Source organism: Bradyrhizobium sp. MI1.11, from assembly GCF_055811255.1.
This window is the reverse complement of the sequence record NZ_JBVVPM010000039.1, coordinates 36,474-59,370: the sequence shown is the minus strand read 5'-3', so window position 1 is coordinate 59,370 and position 22,897 is coordinate 36,474. Positions and strand designations below refer to the sequence as shown.

21 protein-coding genes and 1 pseudogene are annotated in these 22,897 nt (G+C 64.1%); 9 read left to right on the top strand and 13 right to left on the bottom strand.

What is annotated here, in order from left to right:
- The first annotated feature begins 67 nt into the window (after positions 1-67).
- On the top strand, positions 68-949 hold the full coding sequence (gene mutM, locus AC0L30_RS30155) for a bifunctional DNA-formamidopyrimidine glycosylase/DNA-(apurinic or apyrimidinic site) lyase (protein ID WP_007598373.1): 882 nt from the start codon (positions 68-70) through the stop codon (positions 947-949).
- Between the two features lie 6 nt (positions 950-955).
- On the top strand, positions 956-1,525 hold the full coding sequence (locus AC0L30_RS30150; protein ID WP_473365436.1) for a GNAT family N-acetyltransferase: 570 nt from the start codon (positions 956-958) through the stop codon (positions 1,523-1,525).
- Between the two features lie 191 nt (positions 1,526-1,716).
- Here AC0L30_RS30150 and AC0L30_RS30145 read toward each other — a convergent pair whose 3' ends face one another.
- Together AC0L30_RS30145 and AC0L30_RS30140 are read right to left on the bottom strand one after the other, a co-directional pair.
- Positions 1,717-2,460 (bottom strand): ParA family protein, encoded by a 744-nt coding sequence (locus AC0L30_RS30145; RefSeq protein ID WP_007598370.1) that lies wholly within the window; start codon positions 2,458-2,460, stop codon positions 1,717-1,719.
- 280 nt (positions 2,461-2,740) lie between these two features.
- Positions 2,741-4,098 (bottom strand): annotated as a pseudogene (locus tag AC0L30_RS30140) (serine protease).
- A gap of 250 nt (positions 4,099-4,348) precedes the next feature.
- On the opposite strand from AC0L30_RS30140, the gene AC0L30_RS30135 reads away from it, so the two are divergent.
- Positions 4,349-5,152, top strand: coding sequence for a HesA/MoeB/ThiF family protein (locus AC0L30_RS30135; protein WP_473405861.1), 804 nt, complete (start codon positions 4,349-4,351; stop codon positions 5,150-5,152).
- 9 nt (positions 5,153-5,161) lie between these two features.
- On the opposite strand, the gene AC0L30_RS30130 is transcribed toward AC0L30_RS30135, so the two are convergent.
- Positions 5,162-6,169 (bottom strand): aldo/keto reductase, encoded by a 1,008-nt coding sequence (locus AC0L30_RS30130; protein WP_473405860.1) that lies wholly within the window; start codon positions 6,167-6,169, stop codon positions 5,162-5,164.
- Between the two features lie 115 nt (positions 6,170-6,284).
- On the opposite strand from AC0L30_RS30130, the gene AC0L30_RS30125 reads away from it, so the two are divergent.
- Positions 6,285-7,193, top strand: a complete 909-nt coding sequence (locus tag AC0L30_RS30125) for a LysR family transcriptional regulator (protein WP_007598362.1) — start codon at positions 6,285-6,287, stop codon at positions 7,191-7,193.
- 140 nt (positions 7,194-7,333) lie between these two features.
- Here the strand turns inward: AC0L30_RS30125 and AC0L30_RS30120 are convergent, their stop codons facing one another.
- Positions 7,334-8,335 (bottom strand): 2-hydroxyacid dehydrogenase, encoded by a 1,002-nt coding sequence (locus AC0L30_RS30120; RefSeq protein ID WP_007598360.1) that lies wholly within the window; start codon positions 8,333-8,335, stop codon positions 7,334-7,336.
- 327 nt (positions 8,336-8,662) lie between these two features.
- Here AC0L30_RS30120 and AC0L30_RS30115 point away from each other — a divergent pair, with 327 nt between their 5' ends.
- Positions 8,663-9,193, top strand: a complete 531-nt coding sequence (locus AC0L30_RS30115; RefSeq protein WP_007598358.1) for an SH3 domain-containing protein — start codon at positions 8,663-8,665, stop codon at positions 9,191-9,193.
- Positions 9,194-9,345: 152 nt separating this feature from the next.
- On the opposite strand, the gene irrA is transcribed toward AC0L30_RS30115, so the two are convergent.
- Positions 9,346-9,837: an iron response transcriptional regulator IrrA gene (irrA, locus tag AC0L30_RS30110; protein ID WP_007598357.1), complete on the bottom strand. Its 492-nt coding sequence runs from the start codon at positions 9,835-9,837 to the stop codon at positions 9,346-9,348.
- Positions 9,838-10,191: 354 nt separating this feature from the next.
- On the opposite strand from irrA, the gene fabA reads away from it, so the two are divergent.
- The 3 genes from fabA (at position 10,192) to fabI (ending at position 12,933) form a co-directional block, all read left to right on the top strand.
- Positions 10,192-10,713 (top strand): bifunctional 3-hydroxydecanoyl-ACP dehydratase/trans-2-decenoyl-ACP isomerase, encoded by a 522-nt coding sequence (fabA, locus tag AC0L30_RS30105; protein WP_007598355.1) that lies wholly within the window; start codon positions 10,192-10,194, stop codon positions 10,711-10,713.
- Between the two features lie 39 nt (positions 10,714-10,752).
- Positions 10,753-11,976: a beta-ketoacyl-ACP synthase I gene (gene fabB, locus AC0L30_RS30100; RefSeq protein ID WP_007598354.1), complete on the top strand. Its 1,224-nt coding sequence runs from the start codon at positions 10,753-10,755 to the stop codon at positions 11,974-11,976.
- A 156-nt stretch (positions 11,977-12,132) separates the two neighbouring features.
- The gene (gene fabI, locus AC0L30_RS30095; RefSeq protein WP_354200276.1) at positions 12,133-12,933 is read left to right on the top strand and encodes an enoyl-ACP reductase FabI; all 801 of its coding nucleotides are present in this window, start codon (positions 12,133-12,135) and stop codon (positions 12,931-12,933) included.
- A 53-nt stretch (positions 12,934-12,986) separates the two neighbouring features.
- Here the strand turns inward: fabI and AC0L30_RS30090 are convergent, their stop codons facing one another.
- The 4 genes from AC0L30_RS30090 to AC0L30_RS30075 all read right to left on the bottom strand — a co-directional run bounded on the left by AC0L30_RS30090 (position 12,987) and on the right by AC0L30_RS30075 (position 15,992).
- Entirely contained in the window at positions 12,987-13,583 is a 597-nt protein-coding gene (locus AC0L30_RS30090; protein ID WP_007598352.1) for a glutathione S-transferase family protein, read from the bottom strand.
- Between the two features lie 97 nt (positions 13,584-13,680).
- The gene (locus AC0L30_RS30085; protein ID WP_473405859.1) at positions 13,681-14,502 is read right to left on the bottom strand and encodes a hypothetical protein; all 822 of its coding nucleotides are present in this window, start codon (positions 14,500-14,502) and stop codon (positions 13,681-13,683) included.
- Between the two features lie 91 nt (positions 14,503-14,593).
- Positions 14,594-15,058 (bottom strand): GNAT family N-acetyltransferase, encoded by a 465-nt coding sequence (locus tag AC0L30_RS30080; RefSeq protein ID WP_219678854.1) that lies wholly within the window; start codon positions 15,056-15,058, stop codon positions 14,594-14,596.
- Between the two features lie 7 nt (positions 15,059-15,065).
- Positions 15,066-15,992: a hydrogen peroxide-inducible genes activator gene (locus AC0L30_RS30075; protein ID WP_027514694.1), complete on the bottom strand. Its 927-nt coding sequence runs from the start codon at positions 15,990-15,992 to the stop codon at positions 15,066-15,068.
- Between the two features lie 114 nt (positions 15,993-16,106).
- Here AC0L30_RS30075 and katG point away from each other — a divergent pair, with 114 nt between their 5' ends.
- Positions 16,107-18,275: a catalase/peroxidase HPI gene (gene katG, locus AC0L30_RS30070; RefSeq protein ID WP_473405858.1), complete on the top strand. Its 2,169-nt coding sequence runs from the start codon at positions 16,107-16,109 to the stop codon at positions 18,273-18,275.
- A gap of 240 nt (positions 18,276-18,515) precedes the next feature.
- On the opposite strand, the gene pnp is transcribed toward katG, so the two are convergent.
- The 4 genes from pnp to rbfA all read right to left on the bottom strand — a co-directional run bounded on the left by pnp (position 18,516) and on the right by rbfA (position 22,865).
- Entirely contained in the window at positions 18,516-20,669 is a 2,154-nt protein-coding gene (pnp, locus tag AC0L30_RS30065; protein WP_007598347.1) for a polyribonucleotide nucleotidyltransferase, read from the bottom strand.
- Between the two features lie 376 nt (positions 20,670-21,045).
- Positions 21,046-21,315, bottom strand: coding sequence for a 30S ribosomal protein S15 (gene rpsO, locus AC0L30_RS30060; RefSeq protein WP_007598346.1), 270 nt, complete (start codon positions 21,313-21,315; stop codon positions 21,046-21,048).
- Between the two features lie 3 nt (positions 21,316-21,318).
- Positions 21,319-22,437, bottom strand: a complete 1,119-nt coding sequence (gene truB, locus AC0L30_RS30055) for a tRNA pseudouridine(55) synthase TruB (protein WP_007598345.1) — start codon at positions 22,435-22,437, stop codon at positions 21,319-21,321.
- Positions 22,434-22,865 carry a 30S ribosome-binding factor RbfA gene (gene rbfA, locus AC0L30_RS30050; protein WP_007598344.1) on the bottom strand — a complete coding sequence of 144 codons (432 nt, stop codon included), beginning with the start codon at positions 22,863-22,865 and terminating at the stop codon, positions 22,434-22,436. Before rbfA ends, truB begins: the two co-directional genes overlap by 4 nt.
- Positions 22,866-22,897: the final 32 nt, after the last annotated feature.

Here is a 22,897-nt window from a genome sequence, read left to right as displayed (position 1 = left end):
AGGCGGACCATAGCGCGCCCGCCGCAATGGCGCTATCACACCGCCCTCATAAGGTGAATGCCTGACCATGCCCGAATTGCCCGAAGTCGAGACCGTCCGCCGCGGCCTTCAGCCTGTCATGGAGGGCGCAAAAATCCTGGTCGCGGAGGCCCGCAGGCCAGATTTGCGCTTTCCCTTCCAGCCGGATTTCGTGGCCCGACTGAAGGGGCAGGTCGTCACGGGGCTCGGCCGCCGTGCAAAATATCTCATGGCCGATCTCGCCTCCGGCGACGTGCTGTTGATGCATCTGGGCATGTCGGGCTCGTTTCGCGTCATCAAGCCGGACAACGAGGTAGCGCCCGGCGAGTTTCACTATCCGCGAGCCAAGGACTCCACGCACGATCACGTGCTGTTTCGGATGTCCTCCGGCGCCGACATCATCTTCAACGATCCGCGCCGCTTCGGTTACATGAAAGTGATCGCGCGCAGCGCGCTCGACGACGAGCCACTGCTGCGCGGGCTCGGCCCCGAGCCGCTCGGCAACGAATTCGACGCAGCGATGCTGGCGCGGTCCTGCGCAGGCAAGACCACGAGCCTGAAAGCCGCGTTGCTCGATCAGCGCGTGGTCGCCGGGCTCGGTAATATCTATGTCTGCGAAGCCCTGCATCGCTCGCATCTGTCGCCGCGCCGGATCGCGGCGACACTCTCGACCAAGAAGGGCGAGACGACGGACCACGCAAAGCGATTGGTCGGCGCGATCCACACCGTGCTGAACGATGCGATCAAAGCCGGCGGATCGTCATTGCGCGACCACCGCCAGACCTCGGGCGAGCTCGGCTATTTCCAGCACTCGTTCAAGGTCTATGACCGCGAGGGCGAGAAATGCACCACGCCGCGATGCGGCGGCATCGTCAAGCGTTTCACGCAGAACGGCCGGTCGACCTTCTGGTGTCCGAAATGTCAAAAATAGCTGCTCATGCAGACGCCGCAACTTGAAACCGAACGGCTGATCCTGCGTCCGCTCGCGCTATCCGACGCGCCGGCGATCCAGCGCCATTTCGACAACTGGAATATCATTCGGCATCTCTCCACCGTCGTACCCTGGCCGTATCCAGCCGATGGCGCAGAAGCTTTCGTCCAGCTGCAGTTCGACAAGGTCTCAGCCGGAGAGGAGATTTATCTCTGGGTGCTGGTGCTGAAGGGCGGCGATGATGAGGCGATTGGAAACATTCATTTCCGGCCCCGTGCCGAAGGCCTGAAAGGCCATCGCGGCTTTTGGCTGGCCGAGCCTTACTGGCGCCGCGGGTTGATGACGGAAGCGGTCGCCGCGGTGAACGACTTCGCCTTCATTACACTGGGCCTCGATCATTTCTACGTCTGCAACGCGGCCACCAACGAGGCCTCACGCCGGGTCAAGCAGAAGACCGGTGCAGAGTTCGTCGGCTTCGTCGAGCTCGCGCATCACGGCGGACAGTCGAAAGCAGAGAAATGGATCGTGCGGCGTGAAGCCTGGCTGCGCGATAAAGGCAATGTGCGGTTGGATTGAGCCAGAGGGGCGCGATGGTGCGATCCATCCAGGCTACGAAAGCGAATTCGTTGTGCTCGCAATGCCGATGGATGGAGTCCTCTCAAAAACGCGAAGCGAAGCAATCCGGCCGGGCTGGTGGCCGGATTGCTCCGTCGCTGGGGCCCTTCCGGATGGTGAAGGGCCGGATGGCGTCTGAGCGATTGCCCCGCTCAGGACGCCAGTGTCGTGGTCTCGTCGGCCGCTAGCTCGGCGGCCACGTGCAACATTCCGTCCGCGGCCGCGATGACCTGGTCGATCAGGACATTGGTGGTGGCGGCGAGCTCGAGCCGGGTCTCGATCCAATGCCAGAGGCCGCGGATCTCCTCGGTCGACTTGCCGTTCGGCGCGAATTCACTCACCGCAAGGCCGCTCGCGAGCGAGTCCTGGTGGTCGTTGCGCATCCCGATCAGCGGGCGCGCGAGCACCTCGGCGAGATCGAGCGCTGCTTCCTCGGCGAGGGTGTTGGCGGCATTGTCGATGCGCTGACCGCGGATCGGAGTCTGGTTCAGGACGAAGCTGTAAGGCCGCTTCCAGGCACGCGCGACGCTCAGCGTCGAAACGGTCGCCTCGATGTCGGCGACGCTCGGGCGGGCCGGGATCAGGCAGAGATCAGAATGGCGGATCGCGGCGGTGGTCGCGGCGCTGAGGCCGGCGGCGGTATCGACGATCGCGAGCTGGAGGCCGCTGTCGGCCAGCATCTTCAGGCGCGGCTCGATGTCGGCGGCGTGATAGATCGGCTCGACGACGAGATCGTCGGTGGTGCGGCGGCGCTGCCAGTTGGACAGTGTGCCCTGCGGGTCGGTTTCGATGAGGCGAACGGTGAAGCCGGCCTGCTTGGCTGCCAGCGCGAGGCCGATGGCGAGCGTGCTCTTGCCGCTGCCGCCCTTTTGGGTGGCCAGTACGATCGTGTGCATTGAAGATCCTTTGGAGTGCTCGGGTCAGGGAAGCGCCACGCGAACGTGCATCGATCTCGATGCTGAGCTCTTCTCGCTCAGGACGTGCCGGCCCGATCCAAAGGGGATCGCGGAGGTCCGAATCAGCAGTCACGATGATGGCGGAATCGGAAAAGCCAGCGAATCCGTACCATTACTGGACCCGTACTCGTACGTGTGCCGTGTGCGCTGACGAGTTGATCGCGTGCCCCGGACACAGCGCAGCGGCATCTCATGCCGCACCGCGCCCGTGACACGAGAGTTACTTGCGCACGCAGATCACGCGCACAACGGCGGCTGTCGCATCTGTGGACGTGCCGTTCGCCGCGACACCATTCGCTTTCAGGAAATCACGCACCGTCTCCGCGGAGACCATCACCGCCTGCGACGCCGGCACCGCTGTCGCGGGTCCTGCGACCATCGCCGGCTTCAACAGTGCGATCCCTGCGAACTTGCCGTCGGTGTCGATGGCGGGGCTGCCGGAGAAGCCGACGGCCGGCGGCGGTGAGAGCGGGGAATCGCCGCCACCGACAGATGCCAGCGCGGCCTTGAGGCTTGACACACCGGCGGCTCCGCCCTGGCTCTGCGGATCAGCGATACCGATGACATCGATACTCGTCTTTGCCGCGCCGGCGGCGAGGCTGAAGGGCTTCAGGCCGGGGGCCCGTAGATATGCAGCAGCGCGAGGTCGTGTTCCCGGTCCTCGGCGAGCCGGTCGGCGCTGCCATAGCCGGCGATCGTGATCGCGAGACAGGAATCGGTGACGAGGCGGTCGGTGACGATCGCGCCATCGTCGCTGACGACGAGACCGGTGCCATACTCGACGGTCTTGCGCGGCGGCGGCCCGGCTTGCGGCCCTGACGGAAACGCGTTGAACGCGCTCGACATCGCGATCACGACCGGCTCGACCGTGTTCTCGGTCGCCTGATCGTAGAGGATCGTCATGATGCGGACTTCATCACCCCGAGAAGTGCCGCGCATGTAAAATTTCTTCAGGCCCTGCAGACCCGACAGCACGAAGAAGTCGGGCTTGACCACGGTGTAGTCGACCTTGCGACCCGGCTCCTTCTTCTCCGCTTCGGCAAGCTTGGCTGTGGTCGGGCTCGCCTCCTTGCGGCGGCTGAGCAGCACCTGCACCGTGCCATTGGGCGAGGTCCATTTCGAGCCGTTGGCGTCGGTCGCCTGCTGCGGCACCAGCTTTGAGGGAATGCCAAGCCGCGCGCCGCTGGTCATTTCCGTAACGATCTTCCAGCCGACGCTGTCCTGCTTCCGCCGCGCCGTCTCGGCGAGCGCGGCGCGTTCCTGCGGATTGAGTACGCCGGTCGGCTTGCCGCCCTTGGCCTTCTGATACTCCTTGATCGCCTCGACCAGGCGCGCGCTGACGTCACCGGTGATGGCGCCGTTGTACTGGCCGACCCAGGCGAGGTCGGACTGCAGCGACAGCCGCTCCGCCTGCGCCATGGCATCGGCCGTCGCAGCCGGCGTCTGCAATGCAGGAGGCCGGATCGGAACGGTCTGGACCGGCTTCGGCTTGGTGCCGGGCATCTGCGGTGTCGTCATCTGGGCGTTCGCGCCTGTCGCAGCCGCAAACATCAGTGTTGCCGCAAGCATCGATCTCATGACAAATCCAGCCAGCCCATTGAACGCAATGCCATTGAAGCACATCTCGTTGGTCGCGAACAATGTTGCGGTGGTTCAGGCCGGCGATAGAAGCCGTGGACTCAGGCCCTCATCCTGAGGAGCGGCCTCAAGGCCGCGTCTCGAAGGATCGCCCGCGGCCATAGCAGGGCCTGCATGGTTCGAGACGCGCGTTCCGCGCTCCTCACCATGAGGATCGACAGCGAGAGCGTAGTAGGAGAGGCGTAGGACGATGCTGAGCCCGGACGAACTCGAACGCTATGCCCGCCATATCGTGCTGCGCGATGTCGGTGGTCCCGGCCAGGCTGCGCTGAAGCGGGCCTCCGTGCTGGTGATCGGCGCCGGCGGGCTCGGTGCGCCCGCGTTGATGTATCTGGCGGCCGCCGGCATCGGTACGCTCGGCGTGGTCGATGACGATGTGGTGTCGCTGTCGAACCTCCAGCGCCAGGTCATTCACACCACGCCCGATATCGGCCGGCACAAGGTCGAGAGCGCGGCCGAACGGATCACGGCGCTCAATCCGCATGTCCGCTTCGTCGGCCACGCCACCTGGCTCAATGCCGACAATGCGCTGGCGCTGATCGGCGACTATGACCTCGTGCTTGACGGCTCCGACAATTTCTCGACCCGCTATCTGGCCTCGGACGCCTGCTTCTTCGCCAAGAGGCCGCTGATCACGGCGGCGCTCGGCACCTTCGATGGCTCGCTGACCACCATCCGTGCGCATGAGAAGAACGCGCAGGGCGAATTCAATCCGACCTATCGCTGCCTGTTCCCGGAGGCGCCGCCGCCCGGGACCGTGCCGGCCTGCGCCGAAGCCGGCGTCATGGGCGCGCTGGCGGGTGTGATGGGCTCGATGATGGCGCTGGAGGCGATCCGCGAGATCGTCGGCTTTGGCGACGGCCTGGTTGGCCGTCTCCTCATGATCGATGCGCGCGCGATGCGCTTCGAGACGCTGCGTTACGCGCGCGATCCGGCCAATCCGCTCAATGGCGATGGGCCTGTGATCACCGATCTCAGCGCCCATCGCACTTGATCGCAGCCGCTACGCCGTGGCCGGCTTCTCGCTGTCGAGATGCGCCATCTGCTCGGCGGCGTAGCGCGTACCGGCGGCGACATCGGGCGGGAAGGCCGTTGCCAGCATCGCGAGATGAGCTGGCGTCAGCGTGACCTTGGCCGCACCAAGTGCCTCGCTGAGGCGGTTACGGGTGCGGGCGCCGACCAGCGGCACGATCTCCTTCCCTTGCGCCGCCACCCAGGCGATCGCGACCTGTGCCGGCGTCGCGCCAATCTCGGCGGCGATGGTGCGCAGCTGCTCCACCAGAGCCAGATTGACCTCGAGATTCGATCCCTGGAAGCGCGGCGTCATCAGCCGGTAATCCTTGCCTGCCTTGCCGGAGTCCTTCGACCAATGACCGCTGATGAGGCCGCGCGCCAGCACGCCGTAAGCCGTGATGCCGATGCCGAGCTCGCGGCAGGTCGTCAGGATGTCGCGTTCGATGCCACGCTCGATCAGCGAATATTCGATCTGGAGATCGGCGATCGGGTGCACGGCATGCGCGCGGCGGATGGTGTCGGAGCCGACCTCGGACAGTCCGATATGTTTGATGTAGCCGGCCTTCACGAGATCGGCGATGCCGCCGATGGTTTCCTCGATCGGGATGTTGGGATCGAGCCGCGCCGGACGGTAGACGTCGATGTAGTCGGTGCCGAGCCGCTGCAGCGAATAGGCCAGGAAGTTCCTCGTTGCGGCCGGTCTCGTGTCCATGCCGGTGAATTCGCCGGCAGGACCGCGCAGCGCACCGAACTTGACGCTGATCTGCACCCTGTCGCGCGGCACGTCCTTGAGCGCTTCGCGCACCAGCATTTCATTGTGGCCCATGGCGTAGAAATCGCCGGTGTCGACCAGGGTGATGCCGGCATCCAGCGCCGCGTGGATCGTGGCGATGCTCTCGCCGCGATCGGCGGGGCCGTAGACCTCGGACATGCCCATGCAGCCGAGGCCGAGGCTTGAGACGGTGGGGCCGGTTGAACCGAGTTTGCGCTGTTCCATGATGGCTCTCCTCGAAAAGGCGGTGACTGCGCCGCGTGACGAGGCCAGATATGCGCCTGATCGATTACGCCGATAAGCTGGACAATCGAGAATGGCTTGTTCACAGTGGCGAACAATGCCCGAGCCCGACCTGCGTGATCTCGACGTCTTCGTGGCGGTCGCCCGCACCCGCAATTTCCGGCGTGCGGCGATCGATATTCGCGTGTCGGTGTCGAGCCTTAGCCAGCGATTGCGGGACCTGGAGGAGCGCCTCGGCGTCCGCCTGATGAACCGCACGACCCGTAGCGTCGCCCTGACCGAGGCGGGTGAGTTGCTGCTGTCGCGCGTGGCGCCGGCGCTGCGCGATGTCGGCGACGCCCTGGATCAGGTCCGGGGCCTGCGCGAGGTGGCCTCGGGCCGGCTGCGCATCAACGCGCCGCCGCCTGCGGTCGATCTCGTGCTGGCGCCGATGGTCGGGCCGTTCCTCAAGGCCTATCCGCAGGTCGACCTCGACATCGTCTCCGAGAGCGGGTTCGTCGATATCGTCAGCGCGGGCTTCGATGCCGGCGTGCGTTATGGCGAGCATCTCGCGCAGGACATGGTGGCGATCCCGCTGAGCGGCCCGCAGAGCTATGTCGTGGTCGCTTCGCCCGATTACCTCGCACGCCGCGGCAAGCCTGAGCATCCGAAGGATCTACTCGACCACGATTGCATCCGCGCCCGCTACTCCAGCGGTGTCATGCATGATCTGGAGTTCGAGAAGGCCGGTCAGCTGGTGAAAGTCGACCCGCCGGCAAAGCTGATCTCGACCAACATGGGCCTCTCCATGCGCGCGGCGCTCGACGGAGCCGGCATCTGGGCGACGCTTGATGGTTACGTCGGCGAAGCCCTGAAGTCGGGCGCGCTGGTCAGACTGCTTGAAGACTGGTGCGAGCCGTTTTCCGGACCGTTCCTGTACTATCCAAGCCGGCGCCAGACGCCGCCGGCGCTGCGGGCCTTCATCGATTTCGTCGCCGACTGGCGCAAGCGAAACGCCCGAGGATAGCAGACCCTCATGGTGAGGAGCGCGGAACGCGCGTCTCGAACCATGAAGGCCCGGATCTCGCCTGCGGCAATCCTTCGAGACGACCGCTACGCGGTCTCCTCAGGATGAGGCAGGAGAGCTTATCGCGCAGAAAGTTGAACTCAGAGCATGCTCGGCAGCACGCGATCCGGCGGCTTGTGCGCGTCGAGGAAGGTGCGGATGTTGATGATCACCTTCTCGCCCATCTCGACGCGGCCCTCGATCGTGGCCGAGCCCATATGCGGCAGCAGCGTCACCTTGCCGGCCTTGGCGAGCCGCACCAGCTTCGGGTTCACCGCGGGCTCGTGCTCGTAGACGTCGAGGCCGGCGCCGCCGATCTCGCCGCCTTCGATCAGCTTGATCAGCGTGTCCTCGTCAGTGACCCCGCCGCGCGCGGTGTTGACGATGTAGGCGTCCTTGCGGATCAGCTTCAGCCGGCGCGCCGACAGCAGATGGTAGGTCGCCGGCGTGTGCGGACAGTTCACCGAGATGATGTCCATTCGAGCCAGCATCTGGTCGAGGCTTTCCCAATAGGTCGCGCCCAGCTCTTCGGCGATCTTCGGCGCCACCGGCCGGCGGTTGTGATAGTGGATCTGCAAGCCGAAGGCGCGGGCGCGGCGTGCGACCGCCTGGCCGATGCGGCCCATGCCGATGATGCCGAGGCGCTTTCCGCCGATGCGATGGCCGAGCATCCAGGTCGGCGACCAGCCCGGCCAGGGTTTTCCTTCCGTCAGGATCGAGGCGCCTTCGATCATCCGCCTGGGCACGGCGAGGATCAGTGCCATGGTCATGTCGGCGGTGTCTTCGGTCAGAACCTTCGGTGTGTTGGTGACGGTGATGCCGCGGGCATGCGCGGCCTCGACATCGATGTTGTCGACGCCGTTGCCGAAATTCGCGATCAGTTTCAGCCTGCAGTCGGGCTGGTTGACGATGTCGGCGGAGATGTGATCGGTCACGGTTGGGACCAGCACATCGGCCGTGCGGGCGGCTTCCGCGATCTGCTCGGGCGACATCGGCGCGTCGTCGAGATTGATCCGCGCGTCGAATAGCTCGCGCATCCGGGTCTCGATCGAGTCCGGAAGCTTGCGCGTCACGACGACGAGGGGCTTTTTCTTCACCGACATGTCCTGCCCTCATGAGGCGTTGCGAGCCGCCTCTGTCGCCAAAGGCCGGCCGTTGAGGCCTCATTAACCCGGTTGTTCGACACTGCAACTGCCGTGTCGTCCCCGGCGTTTCCTTCAAGCTCTCCCGACATTTCCGGCCGGAAAATCGGGACAAACCGGTTGTTCAGATGCCCGTCCTCTCTAGCAGAAGGCCGGGCCAAGACAAGAACCACGGGTAAAGGGCTCGGGAACACCCGCATAGGCGGGTCACAGGGACGGCAGCGGCCTGGTTTTGGAATTTTGGGGCGAGGGCCCGGCTCGGCCGGACCTTCGACAGGAGACGGGTTGATGGCGTTGGGGCGTTTTTGTTCGGTGATGGCGCTCGTTTGCACCTGGTTGAGCGCTTCGGTCAGCCCGGGGCATTCGGCAAAGGACAGCACACCCCAGACTGCCTCGGGCCTCCCGGTGCCGCGCTACGTCAGCCTGAAATCGGATCACGTCAACGTCCGCGCCGGCCCGACCAAGGACAACGACGTCGCCTGGGTCTACACCCGCTCCGGCCTGCCGGTCGAAATCACCGCCGAGTTCGAGAACTGGCGCCGGGTCCGCGATTCCGAGGGCGCCGAGGGCTGGGTCTATCACTCGCTGCTGTCGGGCCGCCGTACCGCCGTCGTCACCATGAAGCACAAGGACGAGCTTGCGCCGATCTATGACCGCGCCGATCCCGACAGCGCGGTGGCCGCAAAGCTCCAGGCCGGCGTCGTCACGCAGGTGAAAAAGTGCACCACAAATTGGTGCCACGTCACCGGCAACGGCTTTGACGGCTGGATTCAGCAGGAGCGCCTCTGGGGCGTCTACTCGGACGAGCAGGTGAACTGACCCAACGGGTCATCCCGGGGCGATGCACAGCATCGAACCCGGGATCTCGAGATTCCGGGCTCGGTGCTGCGTACCGCCCCGGAATGACGGCGTAAAACAATATGGCCGGGAAATCCCGGCCATGAAAATCAAATCAGTGATGTAAGACGATCTCAGCGCTTCTTGCGCAGCCGTACGACCATGTCGATGCGGGCGATCTCGTAACCCGCGGGCACCTCCGGCATCTTGGACAGCGCCAGATGCGGATCCTCGATGTCGACCAGCTCGTGGCTGTTCTCGAGATAATAGTGATGGTGGGTCGTGACGTTGGTGTCGAAATAGGTCTTGGTGCCGTCAACGCTGACCTGACGCAGCAGACCGGCGTCGGTGAGCTGGTTCAGCGTGTTGTAGACGGTGGCCAGTGAGACCGGCACCTTGGCCAACGTCGCTTCCTCGTAAAGCATTTCAGCCGTGAGGTGTCGCGCACCCTTGCCGAACAGGAGCCAGCCGAGCGCCATACGCTGGCGCGTCGGGCGAAGCCCGGCGGATTGGAGCATTTCGTTGACGTCGTGCCACGGGCAACCGGTCAAAGCCGGCTGGCGGCCCGACATAAGAGCCGCCGCGTGAGCCTCGTCGTCGCGATGGGGCGCGTTATTTTCGTTCATTTCCAGCTTCGGGCACGCGTGAACACTGTGATCTCCAACATATATGGAGAGATAGATGCAGATGCAAGTTTCTCGCAACTAGAGTGGTTCTAATTAGCGCGGGAACCGGCCCGGCGGCCCGTCATTTTACCTTCATGAGAGCGCTTTGCTACCCGAAATGGCCTGTGTTAGAGAGCCCGCGGTTCCGCTTAACCGATTTTGGCGCGACCCGGCATTGAAGGCCGTTCGCTATCCATCCGGGGTCCTTCGTTATTCTCGTGTGACAATGGCAACAGCTGTTGCTTTTCGAACAGGATGGGGCCCATTTTCGCCGGAAACGCCGCTCAGTCGGGGTTAGAACACAAAGGCTTCCGCATGCTGAACAGGCGCAACGGTTACGAATATGAAGATCTGCTGGCATGTGCCCGCGGCGAGATGTTCGGCCCTGGCAATGCGCAATTGCCGCTGCCGCCGATGCTCATGTTCGACCGCATTTCGGACATCAGCGAGACCGGCGGCGAATTCGGCAAGGGGGTAGTGCGTGCCGAACTCGACGTGAAGCCCGACCTCTGGTTCTTCGGCTGCCACTTCAAGAACGATCCGGTGATGCCCGGCTGCCTCGGCCTCGATGCGCTGTGGCAAATGGTCGGCTTTTATCTGGGCTGGAGCGGCGGTGAAGGTCGCGGTCGCGCGCTTGGCCTGAACGAGCTGAAGTTCAGCGGCCAGGTGCTGCCGGAGGCCCGCAAGGTTGTGTACAACATCGATATCAAGCGCGTGATGCGTTCAAAGCTGGTGCTCGGTATCGCCGACGGATGGCTTTCGGTCGATGACCAGATTATCTATCGCGCGAAGGATTTGAAGGTCGGCCTGTTCAAGCAGGGCACGAGCCTGGGCTGAGCGCATCACCACGAAGATAACGATTGAGGCGAGGCTGTCATGAGGCGGGTTGTGGTCACCGGGATGGGCATTGTCTCTTCCATCGGAAACAACACCCAGGAAGTGCTTGCGAGCCTTCACGAGGCGAAGTCGGGCATTTCGCGGGCTGAGAAATATGCCGAGCTCGGCTTCCGTTCGCAGGTGCAGGGTGCGCCGACGCTCGATCCCTCGACGGTGGTCGACCGCCGCGCCATGCGTTTCCTCGGTCAGGGCGCGGCGTGGAATCACGTCGCAATGGAACAGGCGATCCAGGATTCCGGTCTTTCGCCTGACGAAATTTCCAATATTCGCACTGGCATCATCATGGGCTCCGGCGGCCCGTCTGCGCGCACCATCGTCGAAGCCGCCGACATCACCCGCACCAAGGGACCGAAGCGCGTCGGGCCGTTTGCAGTGCCGAAGGCGATGTCCTCCACGGCCTCCGCGACGCTTGCAACCTGGTTCAAGATCAAGGGCGTGAACTATTCGATTTCGTCGGCCTGCGCGACGTCGAACCATTGCGTCGGCAACGCCTATGAGACGATCCAGATCGGCAAGCAGGACGTCATCTTCGCTGGCGGCTGCGAGGAGCTGGACTGGTCGCTGTCGGTGCTGTTCGACGCCATGGGCGCGATGTCCTCGAAGTACAACGACACGCCCTCCACGGCCTCGCGTCCCTACGACGTCAACCGCGACGGCTTCGTGATTGCTGGCGGCGCCGGCGTGCTGGTGCTGGAAGAGCTCGAGCATGCCAAGGCGCGCGGCGCGCGCATTTACGGCGAGATCGTCGGCTACGGCGCGACGTCCGACGGCTACGACATGGTCGCACCATCAGGCGAGGGTGCCGAGCGCTGCATGCGCATGGCGATGTCGACCGTGAAGACCAAGGTCGACTACATCAATCCGCACGCGACATCGACGCCGGCCGGCGATCCGCCGGAGATCGACGCGCTCCGCAGGGTGTTCGGAAGCGGCGAGAAGTGCCCGCCGATCTCGGCGACCAAGGCGCTGACGGGCCACTCCCTGGGCGCAACCGGCGTGCAGGAAGCGATCTATTCGCTGCTGATGATGAACAATGGTTTCATCTGCGAGAGCGCCCACATCCAGGAGCTCGACCCCGTGTTCGCCGACATGCCGATCGTGCGCAAGCGCATCGACAACGTCAAGATCGGCACCGTGCTGTCGAACTCCTTCGGCTTCGGCGGCACCAACGCCACGCTGGTGTTCAGCCGGCTTGATGCGTGAGGTCCTTGCGGACGCGCTGGTAATTTTCTCGTCATGGCCGGGCTTGTCCCGGCCATCCACGTCTTTGCTCACGTCTTGGCCTCCGGCTTCGAAGGGCGTGGATGCCCGGGACAAGCCCGGGCATGACGAAAGCGGAAAGTGAAAGGTGACCGTGAAATGGAAGGTTTGATGAAAGGCAAGCGCGGTCTGATCATGGGCATCGCCAATGATCATTCGATCGCCTGGGGCATGGCGAAGACGCTGCATGCCCATGGCGCCGAGCTCGCCTTCACCTTCCAGGGCGAGGCGCTAGGCAAGCGCGTCAAGCCGTTGGCGGAGCAGCTTGGCGTCGACATGGTGCTGCCCTGCGACGTCGAGGACATCGCCAGCGTCGATGCCACCTTCGATGTGCTCCGCGAAAAATGGGGCAAGCTCGACTTCGTCATCCACGCGATCGGCTTCGCCGACAAGAACGAGCTCAAGGGCCGCTACGCCGACACCAGCCGCGAGAATTTTTCGCGCACCATGGTGATCTCCTGCTTCTCATTCACGGAAGTGGCAAAACGCGCCGCCGAACTGATGACGGAGGGCGGCAGCATGATCACGCTGACCTTCGGCGCCTCGGAACGCGCGATGCCGAACTACAACGTGATGGGCGTGGCCAAGGCGGCGCTGGAAGCCTCGGTGCGCTATCTTGCGTCAGATTTCGGACCGCGCGGCATCCGCGTCAACGCGATCTCCGCCGGCCCGATCCGCACGCTCGCCGGCTCCGGCATCGGCGAGGCGCGCGCGATGTTCGCCTTCATGCAGAAGCATTCCCCGCTCCGCCGCGGCGTCACGCTCGACGAGCTCGGCGGCTCGGCGCTGTATCTGTTGTCGGATCTCTCCGGCGGCGTGACCGGCGAGATCCACTATGTCGATAGCGGCTACAACATCGTCCTGATGCCGAGGCCGGATGATATGAAGACGGATGACTGAAGTGTGAGCATGACCTTTTCGGAAAACCGCTGCACACTTTTCCGGATCATGCTCTAACCCGCCGCGATCTGCTCCGCGCGCTGGAACGCCGGCCGTGCCATGCAGCGGGTGAGATAGGCCTCGAAGGCCGGGCGCGACGGCACCATCTTGAACAGGCGCACCGCGAAGTTCAGGCCCGAGCCGATCGTGATGTCGGCGGCGGAAAATTCCTCCCCGAGGACCCACGGCCCCTTGGCAAGCGCGGCTTCCAGCACGTCGAAGACCTGCGTTGCGCTGCCCCAGGCCGCGGTCGATGTCGGGATCTCGATCTTCGTGAAGATCTGGATGATGGCGGGTTCGATGCAGCCCGGCGAGAAGAACAGCCATTGCAGGTAACGCGCACGGCGCGGGTCCGTCACGGCTGGGGCCAGCCTGGTCTCGGGATAGCGATCGGCAATGTAGGCGCAGATGGCGGCGGCTTCGCCGAGCGCGGCATCGCCGTCGGTCAGCGCCGGAACCTTGCCCATCGGATTGACCTTCAGGTAGTCCGGCGCCTTCTGTGCGCCGGTCGAGATGTCCGTCAGCACGCGCTCATACGGCAGGCCACTCTCTTCCATCAGCCAGAGCGTCGTGAATGAGCGCGAACGGGGCGACCAATAGAGCTTGATCATGGAAGCGGACCTTTCATCGGTGGCAGCCGAACAGCGCGCAATTTCATGGCGCGTCCGCAGCGAATCCGCAATGCACTACGGTATGGAATGCTCCGGCTCAATCTTCCTTGAGATAGCCGGGGAGTCCGCGGTCGAGCCTGTCTGCGACGAGTGTTCGTGTCCTCTCGCGCAGCGTCGCGTTGGCTGAAGCTGCCGCGGGCGGCTCGGGGAACAGCGAGTTGTCGAGCTTGGTGAGCGGGTCTTCGGTCAGCCGCAGACTTGCGGCGAAGTTCGCGCCGAAATTCACAAAGGGGCGCTTGATTTCCTCATAGCTTCTGCCGTCGATCAGGTTGATCGAGATGTTGGCGAACAAATGCGAATGCCGGATCAGATTTCCGAGCTCCTGATTGAATGTGCCGATGCCGTTTAACATCAGGCGGGTGCCCGGCAGTTCTCCCTTGTACGTGGTCGCAACCAGATAGCGAGCGCAGCTCCCGTTCGGAGTGATGCCGCGCACGATCGCTGGCAGGCGTTCGTTGGGATCGGGAATGAATCGCGATTTCGGATTGTAGAAGGGTTCGAAGGCCCCCTTGGGGTAGGCGATCCTGCGAACACCGGGATCGCCACCCGTTGCGGCTTTAACCCGCGCAAACACGAGATCGTCGAGACCCCAGTCGATGGGAATCTCGGTCTCTTCGCTCTCGAAAATGGTCAGCCCGAATTTCTGGACGGAATAGCGCTCGCCAAGCCGGCACGGGCCGCTCTCGACCGCGACCGGCTGCTTCGCCACCGGTTTGGCCTTCGGCGTCGCCTTCTTGGCAACCGGTTTTGCCGGCACCGCCGTCTGAGTGGGAGGCGCGGTGGTTGCGGGAGGGGTTTGCGCGGCTGCCGTAGTGAGCAGGGACAGCAACGCGATCAGCGAGACAGCAATTCGAAACATCGATTCCGGGAGACCAGGGGCAGGAGGACGGCGGATACGCCACACTAAATTGGAACCGTGACAACCGCAAGCTGCACCAGGCGACCACTGCCTATCCGGAGGGCCGCTGCCGCCGCCAACGATAATACTTCATCACGAACCCGTTCGAGGGCTCGACCGCTTGCTTCTCGAACACAAAGCCCTCGCGCTCGTACCAGCGCCAGGCTTTCTCGTTCTCGCGGACGCAGCGCAGATACATCTCGTCCGGCATTTGCGTGCGCGTGAAGGCGAGCAATTGGCGGCCGAGCGATTGGCCCTGATAGGCGGGCGCGACGAACAGCATGTCGAGATAGAGTTTTGGCAAATGCAGCGCCAGCATTGCGGCGATCGTGCCGTCGTCGTCGGCGACGAACAGGCTCCAACCGTCCTCGATCTCGCGCCGGACGCGTGCACGCAGGTTTGCGAGCAGGAATTCACTCGTCTCGCCGAGCCCGGTCGAGACCCAGCTCTCCATCCAGACGCGGCCGATCTCGTCGTATTCGTCCGCGCGGGCCGGGCGGATGATGGGATGCGACATCGAGGGCTCAAATCGGCTTGCTGCGCACGGATGGGCGCGCGCGCACCTTGCCCGCCGACAGGCACACCACCTCGGAGATTTGCAGGAGTTGCCGCGCCAGCGGGCTGGTCTTGCGCCAGACCATGCCGATGGTGCGTGACGGCTGCGGGTCGCGGAAGCGCGCGAGCGAGACCGAGGCCGATCGCGTCTCCACCGACACGGCCATCTCTGGGATCAAGGTGACGCCGATGCCGGCGCTGACCATCTGGACCAGCGTCGACAGCGAATTGGCATCCAGCATCTCGCGCGGCGGCGCCGATTGCATGTTGCAGAATGACAGCGCCTGATCGCGGAAGCAGTGCCCCTCTTCGAGCAGCAGCAGCCGCATCTCGCGCATCATCTCCCGCGACGGTGCCGGCGTTCCCTCATCTGCGCTCGGCCGCACCAGCAGGAATTTTTCCTCGAACAGGGCGACCTCGGTGAGCGAGGGCTCCGACACCGGGAGCGCAACGATCGCGGTATCGAGTCGGCCTTCCACCAGTTCCTGGATCAGCCGCGGCGTCATCGTCTCGCGCACGCGGATGTCGAGCTCCGGATGCATGCGCGTCAAATTCTTGGTGATCGTCGGCAGCAGATAGGGCGCGATCGTCGGAATCATGCCGATGCGCAGCCGTCCGGAGAACCGGTCCTGCGAGGCGCGGGCGAAATCGCCGAGTTCGTCGACCGAGCGCAAAATGTCGCGGACGCGCTGCGCGAGCTCCTCGCCAAATCGGGTCAGCGCCACCTGCCGAGCGCTGCGCTCCAGCAGCAGGCCGCCGAGCGCCTCCTCCAGCTCCTTGATCTGCATTGACAGGGCCGGCTGCGAGATCGAACAGGACTCAGCCGCGCGGCCGAAATGACTGTGACGCGCCAGGGCGTCGAAATACCGGAGCTGGCGCAGCGTGAGATTTAGCATCAGAAAATCTTATCGCTGCGATCATTAAAGTCAACTTCCCCTGATCGAACGTGAAGCCTAGAGTGCTTCTACCTGGTCAATGGCGCGAGTTCGACGCCACCAGAGGAGGTATTCATGGACGACACTTCAAAGTGCCCGTTTTCGGGTGGAAAACGTGTGCCGGCGAACCGCGATTGGTGGCCGACCCAGCTCAGCATCGAGATGCTGCACAAGAATTCGGCCAAGTCCGACCCGATGGACAAGGACTTCGACTACGCCAAGGAATTCAAGTCGCTCGACCTGAACGCGGTCATCAAGGACCTGACCGCTCTGATGACCGAATCGCAGGAATGGTGGCCCGCCGACTTCGGTCACTACGGCGGCCTCATGATCCGCATGGCCTGGCACAGCGCGGGCACCTATCGCACCACCGACGGTCGCGGTGGCGCCGGCGCCGGACAGCAGCGTTTCGCGCCGCTCAACAGCTGGCCCGACAACGCCAATCTCGACAAGGCACGCCGTCTGCTCTGGCCGATCAAGCAGAAATACGGCCGCAAGATTTCCTGGGCCGATTTGATGGTGCTGGCCGGCAACGTCGCGCTGGAGTCGATGGGCTTCAAGACCTTCGGCTTCGCCGGTGGCCGCGCCGACGTGTGGGAGCCGGAAGAGCTCTATTGGGGTCCCGAAGGCACGTGGCTGGGCGATGAGCGCTACAGCGGCGAACGTCAGCTCGCCGAGCCGCTCGGCGCGGTGCAGATGGGCCTCATCTACGTCAATCCAGAAGGCCCGAACGGCAAGCCGGATCCGATCGCCGCGGCAAAGGACATCCGCGAGACGTTCGCCCGCATGGCGATGAACGACGAGGAAACCGTCGCGCTGATCGCCGGCGGCCACACCTTCGGCAAGACCCATGGTGCCGGCGATCCGTCGCTGGTCGGACCGGAGCCGGAAGCGGGCGCGCTCGAGGATCAGGGCCTCGGCTGGAAGAGCAAGCACGCTTCGGGCATTGGCGGCGATTCCATCACCAGCGGCCTCGAGGTGACCTGGACGACGACGCCGACGAAGTGGAGCAACAACTTCTTCGAGAACCTGTTCAAGTACGAATGGGAGCTGACGAAGAGCCCGGGCGGTGCGCAGCAGTGGACGGCCAAGGGCGCCGAGGCGATCATTCCCGACGCCTTCGACAAGTCCAAGAAGCATCGGCCGACGATGCTGACGACCGATCTGTCGCTGCGTATGGATCCGGCCTATGAGAAGATCTCGCGCCGCTTCCTGGAGAATCCCGATCAGTTCGCGGACGCCTTTGCCCGCGCCTGGTTCAAGCTCACCCATCGCGACATGGGCCCGATCCAACGCTATCTCGGCCCGCTGGTGCCGAAGGAAACGCTGATCTGGCAGGACCCGATCCCGGCCGTGAATCACGAGCTCGCGAGCGAGCAGGATATCGCCTCGCTGAAGACCAAGATCCTTGCCTCGGGTCTGTCGGTGTCGGAGCTGGTCTCGACCGCCTGGGCGTCGGCCTCGACGTTCCGCGGCTCGGACAAGCGCGGCGGCGCCAATGGCGCGCGCATTCGCCTCGCCCCGCAGAAGGATTGGGAAGTGAACGAGCCGGCTCAGCTCTCGAAGGTTCTGGGCAAGCTCGAAGCGATCCAGAAGGACTTCAACGCGTCATCCGGTGCGAAGAAGGTCTCGCTGGCGGACCTCATCGTGCTCGGCGGCACCGCCGCGGTCGAGAAGGCCGCCAAGGATGCCGGCGTCGACGTCAAGGTCGGCTTCACGCCGGGCCGCATGGATGCCTCGCAGGAGCAGACCGACGCCGCTTCGTTTGCTCCGCTGGAGCCGCGGGCCGATGGCTTCCGCAACTTCATCGGCAAGCGGCAGCAGTTCATGATGCCCGAGGAAGCTCTGGTCGATCGTGCGCAGCTGCTCCGGCTTACCGGTCCGGAGATGACGGTGCTCGTCGGCGGTCTGCGCGTACTCGGTGCCAATGCGAACGGTTCGAAGAACGGCGTCCTCACCTCGAAGGTGGGAACGCTGAGCAACGACTTCTTCGTCAACCTGCTCGACATGAGCACGCAGTGGACGCCGGCCGGCACCGACGGCACCTATGAGGCCCGCGACCGCAAGACCAACGCGGTCAAGTGGACCGGCACGCGTGTCGACCTGATCTTCGGCGCACACTCGCAGCTTCGCGCATACGCGGAGGTCTATGCCACGTCGGATTCCAAGGAGCAGTTCGTCAAGGACTTCGCCAAGGCCTGGACCAAGGTGATGAACCTCGACCGCTACGACATCGCGGCTTGAGGTGTTTGACCTCTCCCGCTTGCGGGAGAGGTCGACGCGCTCCGGGCGATGCGAAGCATCGTCCCGCGGCGGGTGAGGGCTCTCTCCTCATTGGGAGTCTCTCTGCGGAAGCAACCCTCTCCCCGACCCTTTCCCGCAAGCGGGAGAGGGAGCGCAGATCGGCCGGAGCAGGCACAAACGAACACAAACAAAAAGGGCGGCCGCGAGGCCGCCCTTCGTGTGTCTGGCAGGTAGCGAGATTTACTCGCCGGCTGCTTCGCGCGCGGGCTGCTGGCTCTCGCCCTTGCCCTCGAGGTCTTCGCCGGTCTCCTGGTCGACCACCTTCATCGACAGGCGGGTCTTGCCGCGGTCGTCGAAGCCGAGCAGCTTGACCTTGACCTTGTCGCCTTCCTTGACGACGTCGGAGGTCTTCTGCACGCGCGCCGAGGCGAGCTGGCTGATGTGGACGAGACCGTCTTTGGAACCGAAGAAGTTCACGAAAGCGCCGAACTCCATCACCTTGACGACGGTGCCGTCATAGATCTGGCCGACTTCCGGATCGGAGGCGATCGACTTGATCCACTTGATCGCGGCCTTCATGGCCTCGCCGTCGTTGGAGGCGACCTTCACGGTGCCGTCGTCCTCGATGTTGACCTTGGCGCCGGTCTTCTCGACGATCTCGCGGATCACCTTGCCACCGGTGCCGATCACTTCGCGGATCTTGTCGGTGGCGATCTTGAAGGTCTCGATGCGCGGCGCGTATTCGCCGAGCTCGGCACGGGCGTTGGTCAGCGCCTTCGACATCTCGCCGAGGATGTAGATACGCCCATCCTTGGCCTGGCCGAGCGCGACCTTCATGATCTCTTCGGTGATGCCCTCGATCTTGATGTCCATCTGGAGCGAGGTGATGCCCTGCTCGGTACCGGCGACCTTGAAGTCCATGTCGCCGAGATGGTCCTCGTCACCGAGGATGTCCGAGAGAACCGCGAAGCGCTTGTCTTCGAGGATCAGCCCCATCGCGATGCCCGCGGTCGGCCGCTTCAACGGCACGCCGGCGTCCATCAGCGCGAGCGAGGCGCCGCAGACCGAAGCCATCGACGAGGAGCCGTTGGATTCGGTGATCTCCGATACCACGCGCGTGGTGTAGGGGAATTCGTGGTGCGGCGGCAGCACCGGGTGGATCGCGCGCCACGCGAGCTTGCCGTGGCCGATCTCGCGGCGCTTGGTGCCGCCGAGGCGGCCGGTCTCACCGACCGAGTAGGGAGGGAAGTTGTAGTGCAGCAGGAACGTCTCTTTGTACGTTCCCGACAGCGCGTCGATGTACTGCTCGTCCTCGCCGGTGCCGAGCGTGGTCACGACCAGCGCCTGGGTCTCGCCGCGGGTGAACAGGGCCGAGCCGTGGGCGCGGGGCAGCACGCCGACTTCGGCGACGATGTTGCGCACGGTCTTGGAATCGCGGCCGTCGATGCGCTTGCCGGTGTCGAGGATGTTCCAGCGAACGATCTTGGCTTCGAGCTCCTTGAACACGCCGCCGATGCGCAGCTTGTCGTATTTCGGCTCCTGGCCTTCCGGGAAGTAGTGCGCGATCACCTTTTCCTTGACCTTGCCGACCGCGGCGTAGCGATCCTGCTTGACCGGAATGGCGTAGGCGGCGCGCAGTTCCTGCTCGACCATGCCGAGCATTTCCTTTTCGAGCGCCGAATTGTCGATCGTGGTGACCTCGCGCGGCTCCTTCGCGGCCTTTTCGGCGAGCTCGATGATCGCGTTGATCACCGGCTGGAAGTGGCGGTGACCGAACATCACGGCGCCGAGCATGATCTCTTCGTTCAGCTCCTTGGCTTCCGATTCGACCATCAGCACGGCGTCTGCGGTGCCGGCGACGACGAGGTCGAGCTGGGTGTCGACCATCTCGTCGAGCGTCGGGTTGAGGATGAACTCGTCATTGGCGAAGCCGACGCGCGCGGCGCCGATCGGGCCCTTGAAGGGAGCGCCCGACAGGGTCAGCGCAGCCGACGAGGCCACCAGCGCGACGATATCGGGATCGTTCTCCATGTCGTGCGAGAGCACGGTGACGATCACCTGGGTCTCGTTGCGCCAGCCGTCGACGAACAGCGGACGGATCGGGCGGTCGATCAGGCGGGAGACCAGCGTTTCCTTCTCGGTCGGACGACCTTCGCGCTTGAAATAGCCGCCGGGAATGCGGCCGGCTGCGTAGGTCTTCTCCTGGTAGTCGACGGTCAGCGGCAGGAAGTCGACGCCTTCGCGCGGTGACTTCGCGGCAACGACGGTGGCGAGCACCACGGTCTCGCCGTAGGTCGCGACGACGGCGCCGTCGGCCTGGCGGGCGATCTTGCCGGTTTCGAGCTTGAGAGGGCGTCCACCCCAGTCGATCTCGACTGAATGCTTATTGAACATAGAGGTCTTCTTTCATGGGTTCTCGAAAGAAGGACGGGTCGAAAAACAAAAACCATGCGCAAGATTGCGGGACGTTGATCGAAGCGGGCGATCAGCGTCCTGCGATCCTGCCATGGTTTTTGGATTTCGGATGGCGTCCATCCCTTCGGGTCATACGGGCGCCTTGCCCGTTGTGCCCAGCCGCCGGATTGCTGCTGGACTGTCAGTCGGCACGAACGCGAACACCGAAGCGCGGTGTTCGCCCATCATGCCCGGATGCTCGCCGTCAACGGCTCGCATCCGACGCGCACGCAGCCTCGACGAAAAACCTTTAAACAAACGCTTTCGTTCGAAATCACGCGCGAAAACGCGCGCCGGTTGGCGCGCGCAAGAACTCTTAACGACGAATGTTGTGCTTCTCGAGCAGCGCCTTGTAACGCGCCTCGTCCTTCTTCTTCACATAGTCGAGGAGCGAGCGGCGGGTCGAGACCAGCTTCAAGAGGCCGCGACGCGAATGGTTATCCTTCACGTGGGTCTTGAAATGGTTGGTGAGGTTGGCGATGCGTTCCGACAGGATCGCGACCTGAACCTCTGGCGAGCCGGTATCGCCGGCCTTGTTGGCATTCGTCTTGATGACTTCCGCTTTGCGTTCTGCGGCAATCGACATCGGTCAATTTCTCTCGTTGCGATCGGCGCTGGCAGTCAGGCCGGTCAGGTTGAACACACGCTTGGGGATGATTTCGCCATTGCCGACTTCGGCAAGCGCGAGAAGCCGGCCTGCCACCGTGACATAGACTGTGCCGCTACAAGTGGGCGCATCCCGTCCGCGCAACAAAACGGCCTGGCCCCGATGGAGCCTTGCCGCATCAGCCCGAGTGACGGCCAGTGCCGGGATGTCGTCCAGCGCGGTCTCAACGGGCATAAGCGCGTCGGCGAGGCTACCCTCGCCGGACGCGGCTCTATCGCACAAAGCCTCCAACTGATCCAGCGGAATCATGTCGTTCTCGCCAAATGGGCCGACCAGGGTCCGCCGCAGCGCGCAGATATGGCCGTAAGTGCCGAGAATCCGGCCCATATCGCGGGCCAGCGCGCGGACATAGGTGCCCTTGCCGCACTCGGCCTCGAACACGGCCCGGTCACTATCCGGTTGATCTACAAGGCTTAAACGGTGAATCTCGACGGGGCGGGGGGCCAGTTCCACGATCTCGCCGTCGCGGGCGAGGTCGTAGGCGCGCTCGCCCTGGACCTTGATCGCGGAATAGCGCGGCGGGATCTGCTGGATTACCCCGGTGAAACGGGGCAGCAGGGCCTCGATGGCCTCCCGGGTCGGGCGCTGGTCCGAGGTTGCGGTCGCCCGGCCCTCGATGTCGTCGGTGTCGCGCTCCTCGCCCCAGCACACCGTGAACCGGTAGCGCTTGCGGCCGTCCATGACGAAGGGGACGGTCTTGGTGGCCTCGCCGAGCGCGATCGGCAGGCCGCCGGAGGCGAGCGGATCGAGCGTGCCGGCATGGCCGGCGCGCTTGGCGTTGAACAGGCGCTTGAGCACGGCAACAGCCTGCGTCGAGGTCATGCCGATCGGCTTGTCGAGCACGACCCAGCCGTGGACGTCGCGGCGATCGCGGCGCGGCTGGTTGCCCTTCTGCTTGTTGGCGCGCGGATCGTTGTTGACGCGGCGCGGCTCCTGGTGCGGCTGAGAATTGCCGCTCACATCCGCAAAATTATTTTTCTGCACGTCGAGCTGATCGGCCTCTTCGCCGCCGATCGTGCCGTGAGCCGGGTCCATCGTCATCGTTCTTCTTCCCGATCCGTATCCGGATCCTGTTCCAGGTCCTTCTGCACCGCGGGTGTTCGCAAAAGCTTCTCGATCCGTTCCGCTTCGTCGAATCGTTCGTCGACGCGGAAGCGAAGGTCAGGTGCAAATTTCAGGTTAACGCGCCGCGCGACCTCGCCGCGCAGGAATTTCTTGTTGCGCTCGAGCGCAGCGAGGACGACCTCGGTGTCGCGGCCACCGAGCGGCATCACGTAGACTGTCGCGAGCTTCAGGTCGGGCGACATCCGCACCTCCGGCACGGTGATGATGTGGCCTTCGAGGTCAGCATCATGCACGCTGCCTTGCGCCAGAATCTCGGCTATCGCATGGCGAACCTGCTCGCCGACCCGCAACTGACGTTGCGAGCCGCCGGACGCGGAACTCTTTTTCTGATGATGGCGGGGCATGGTCTGAAAATCACCTCGTCATGCCCGCTTTT

Excerpts from the sequence above, each read along its gene's own strand:
- mutM (WP_007598373.1), top strand. The coding sequence starts at position 68 with ATGCCCGAATTGCCCGAAGTCGAGACCGTCCGCCGCGGCCTTCAGCCT.
- AC0L30_RS30150 (WP_473365436.1), top strand. The coding sequence starts at position 956 with ATGCAGACGCCGCAACTTGAAACCGAACGGCTGATCCTGCGTCCGCTC.
- AC0L30_RS30145 (WP_007598370.1), bottom strand. The coding sequence starts at position 2,460 with ATGCACACGATCGTACTGGCCACCCAAAAGGGCGGCAGCGGCAAGAGC.
- AC0L30_RS30135 (WP_473405861.1), top strand. The coding sequence starts at position 4,349 with ATGCTGAGCCCGGACGAACTCGAACGCTATGCCCGCCATATCGTGCTG.
- AC0L30_RS30130 (WP_473405860.1), bottom strand. The coding sequence starts at position 6,169 with ATGGAACAGCGCAAACTCGGTTCAACCGGCCCCACCGTCTCAAGCCTC.
- AC0L30_RS30125 (WP_007598362.1), top strand. The coding sequence starts at position 6,285 with ATGCCCGAGCCCGACCTGCGTGATCTCGACGTCTTCGTGGCGGTCGCC.
- AC0L30_RS30120 (WP_007598360.1), bottom strand. The coding sequence starts at position 8,335 with ATGTCGGTGAAGAAAAAGCCCCTCGTCGTCGTGACGCGCAAGCTTCCG.
- AC0L30_RS30115 (WP_007598358.1), top strand. The coding sequence starts at position 8,663 with ATGGCGTTGGGGCGTTTTTGTTCGGTGATGGCGCTCGTTTGCACCTGG.
- irrA (WP_007598357.1), bottom strand. The coding sequence starts at position 9,837 with ATGAACGAAAATAACGCGCCCCATCGCGACGACGAGGCTCACGCGGCG.
- fabA (WP_007598355.1), top strand. The coding sequence starts at position 10,192 with ATGCTGAACAGGCGCAACGGTTACGAATATGAAGATCTGCTGGCATGT.
- fabB (WP_007598354.1), top strand. The coding sequence starts at position 10,753 with ATGAGGCGGGTTGTGGTCACCGGGATGGGCATTGTCTCTTCCATCGGA.
- fabI (WP_354200276.1), top strand. The coding sequence starts at position 12,133 with ATGGAAGGTTTGATGAAAGGCAAGCGCGGTCTGATCATGGGCATCGCC.
- AC0L30_RS30090 (WP_007598352.1), bottom strand. The coding sequence starts at position 13,583 with ATGATCAAGCTCTATTGGTCGCCCCGTTCGCGCTCATTCACGACGCTC.
- AC0L30_RS30085 (WP_473405859.1), bottom strand. The coding sequence starts at position 14,502 with ATGTTTCGAATTGCTGTCTCGCTGATCGCGTTGCTGTCCCTGCTCACT.
- AC0L30_RS30080 (WP_219678854.1), bottom strand. The coding sequence starts at position 15,058 with ATGTCGCATCCCATCATCCGCCCGGCCCGCGCGGACGAATACGACGAG.
- AC0L30_RS30075 (WP_027514694.1), bottom strand. The coding sequence starts at position 15,992 with ATGCTAAATCTCACGCTGCGCCAGCTCCGGTATTTCGACGCCCTGGCG.
- katG (WP_473405858.1), top strand. The coding sequence starts at position 16,107 with ATGGACGACACTTCAAAGTGCCCGTTTTCGGGTGGAAAACGTGTGCCG.
- pnp (WP_007598347.1), bottom strand. The coding sequence starts at position 20,669 with ATGTTCAATAAGCATTCAGTCGAGATCGACTGGGGTGGACGCCCTCTC.
- rpsO (WP_007598346.1), bottom strand. The coding sequence starts at position 21,315 with ATGTCGATTGCCGCAGAACGCAAAGCGGAAGTCATCAAGACGAATGCC.
- truB (WP_007598345.1), bottom strand. The coding sequence starts at position 22,437 with ATGACGATGGACCCGGCTCACGGCACGATCGGCGGCGAAGAGGCCGAT.
- rbfA (WP_007598344.1), bottom strand. The coding sequence starts at position 22,865 with ATGCCCCGCCATCATCAGAAAAAGAGTTCCGCGTCCGGCGGCTCGCAA.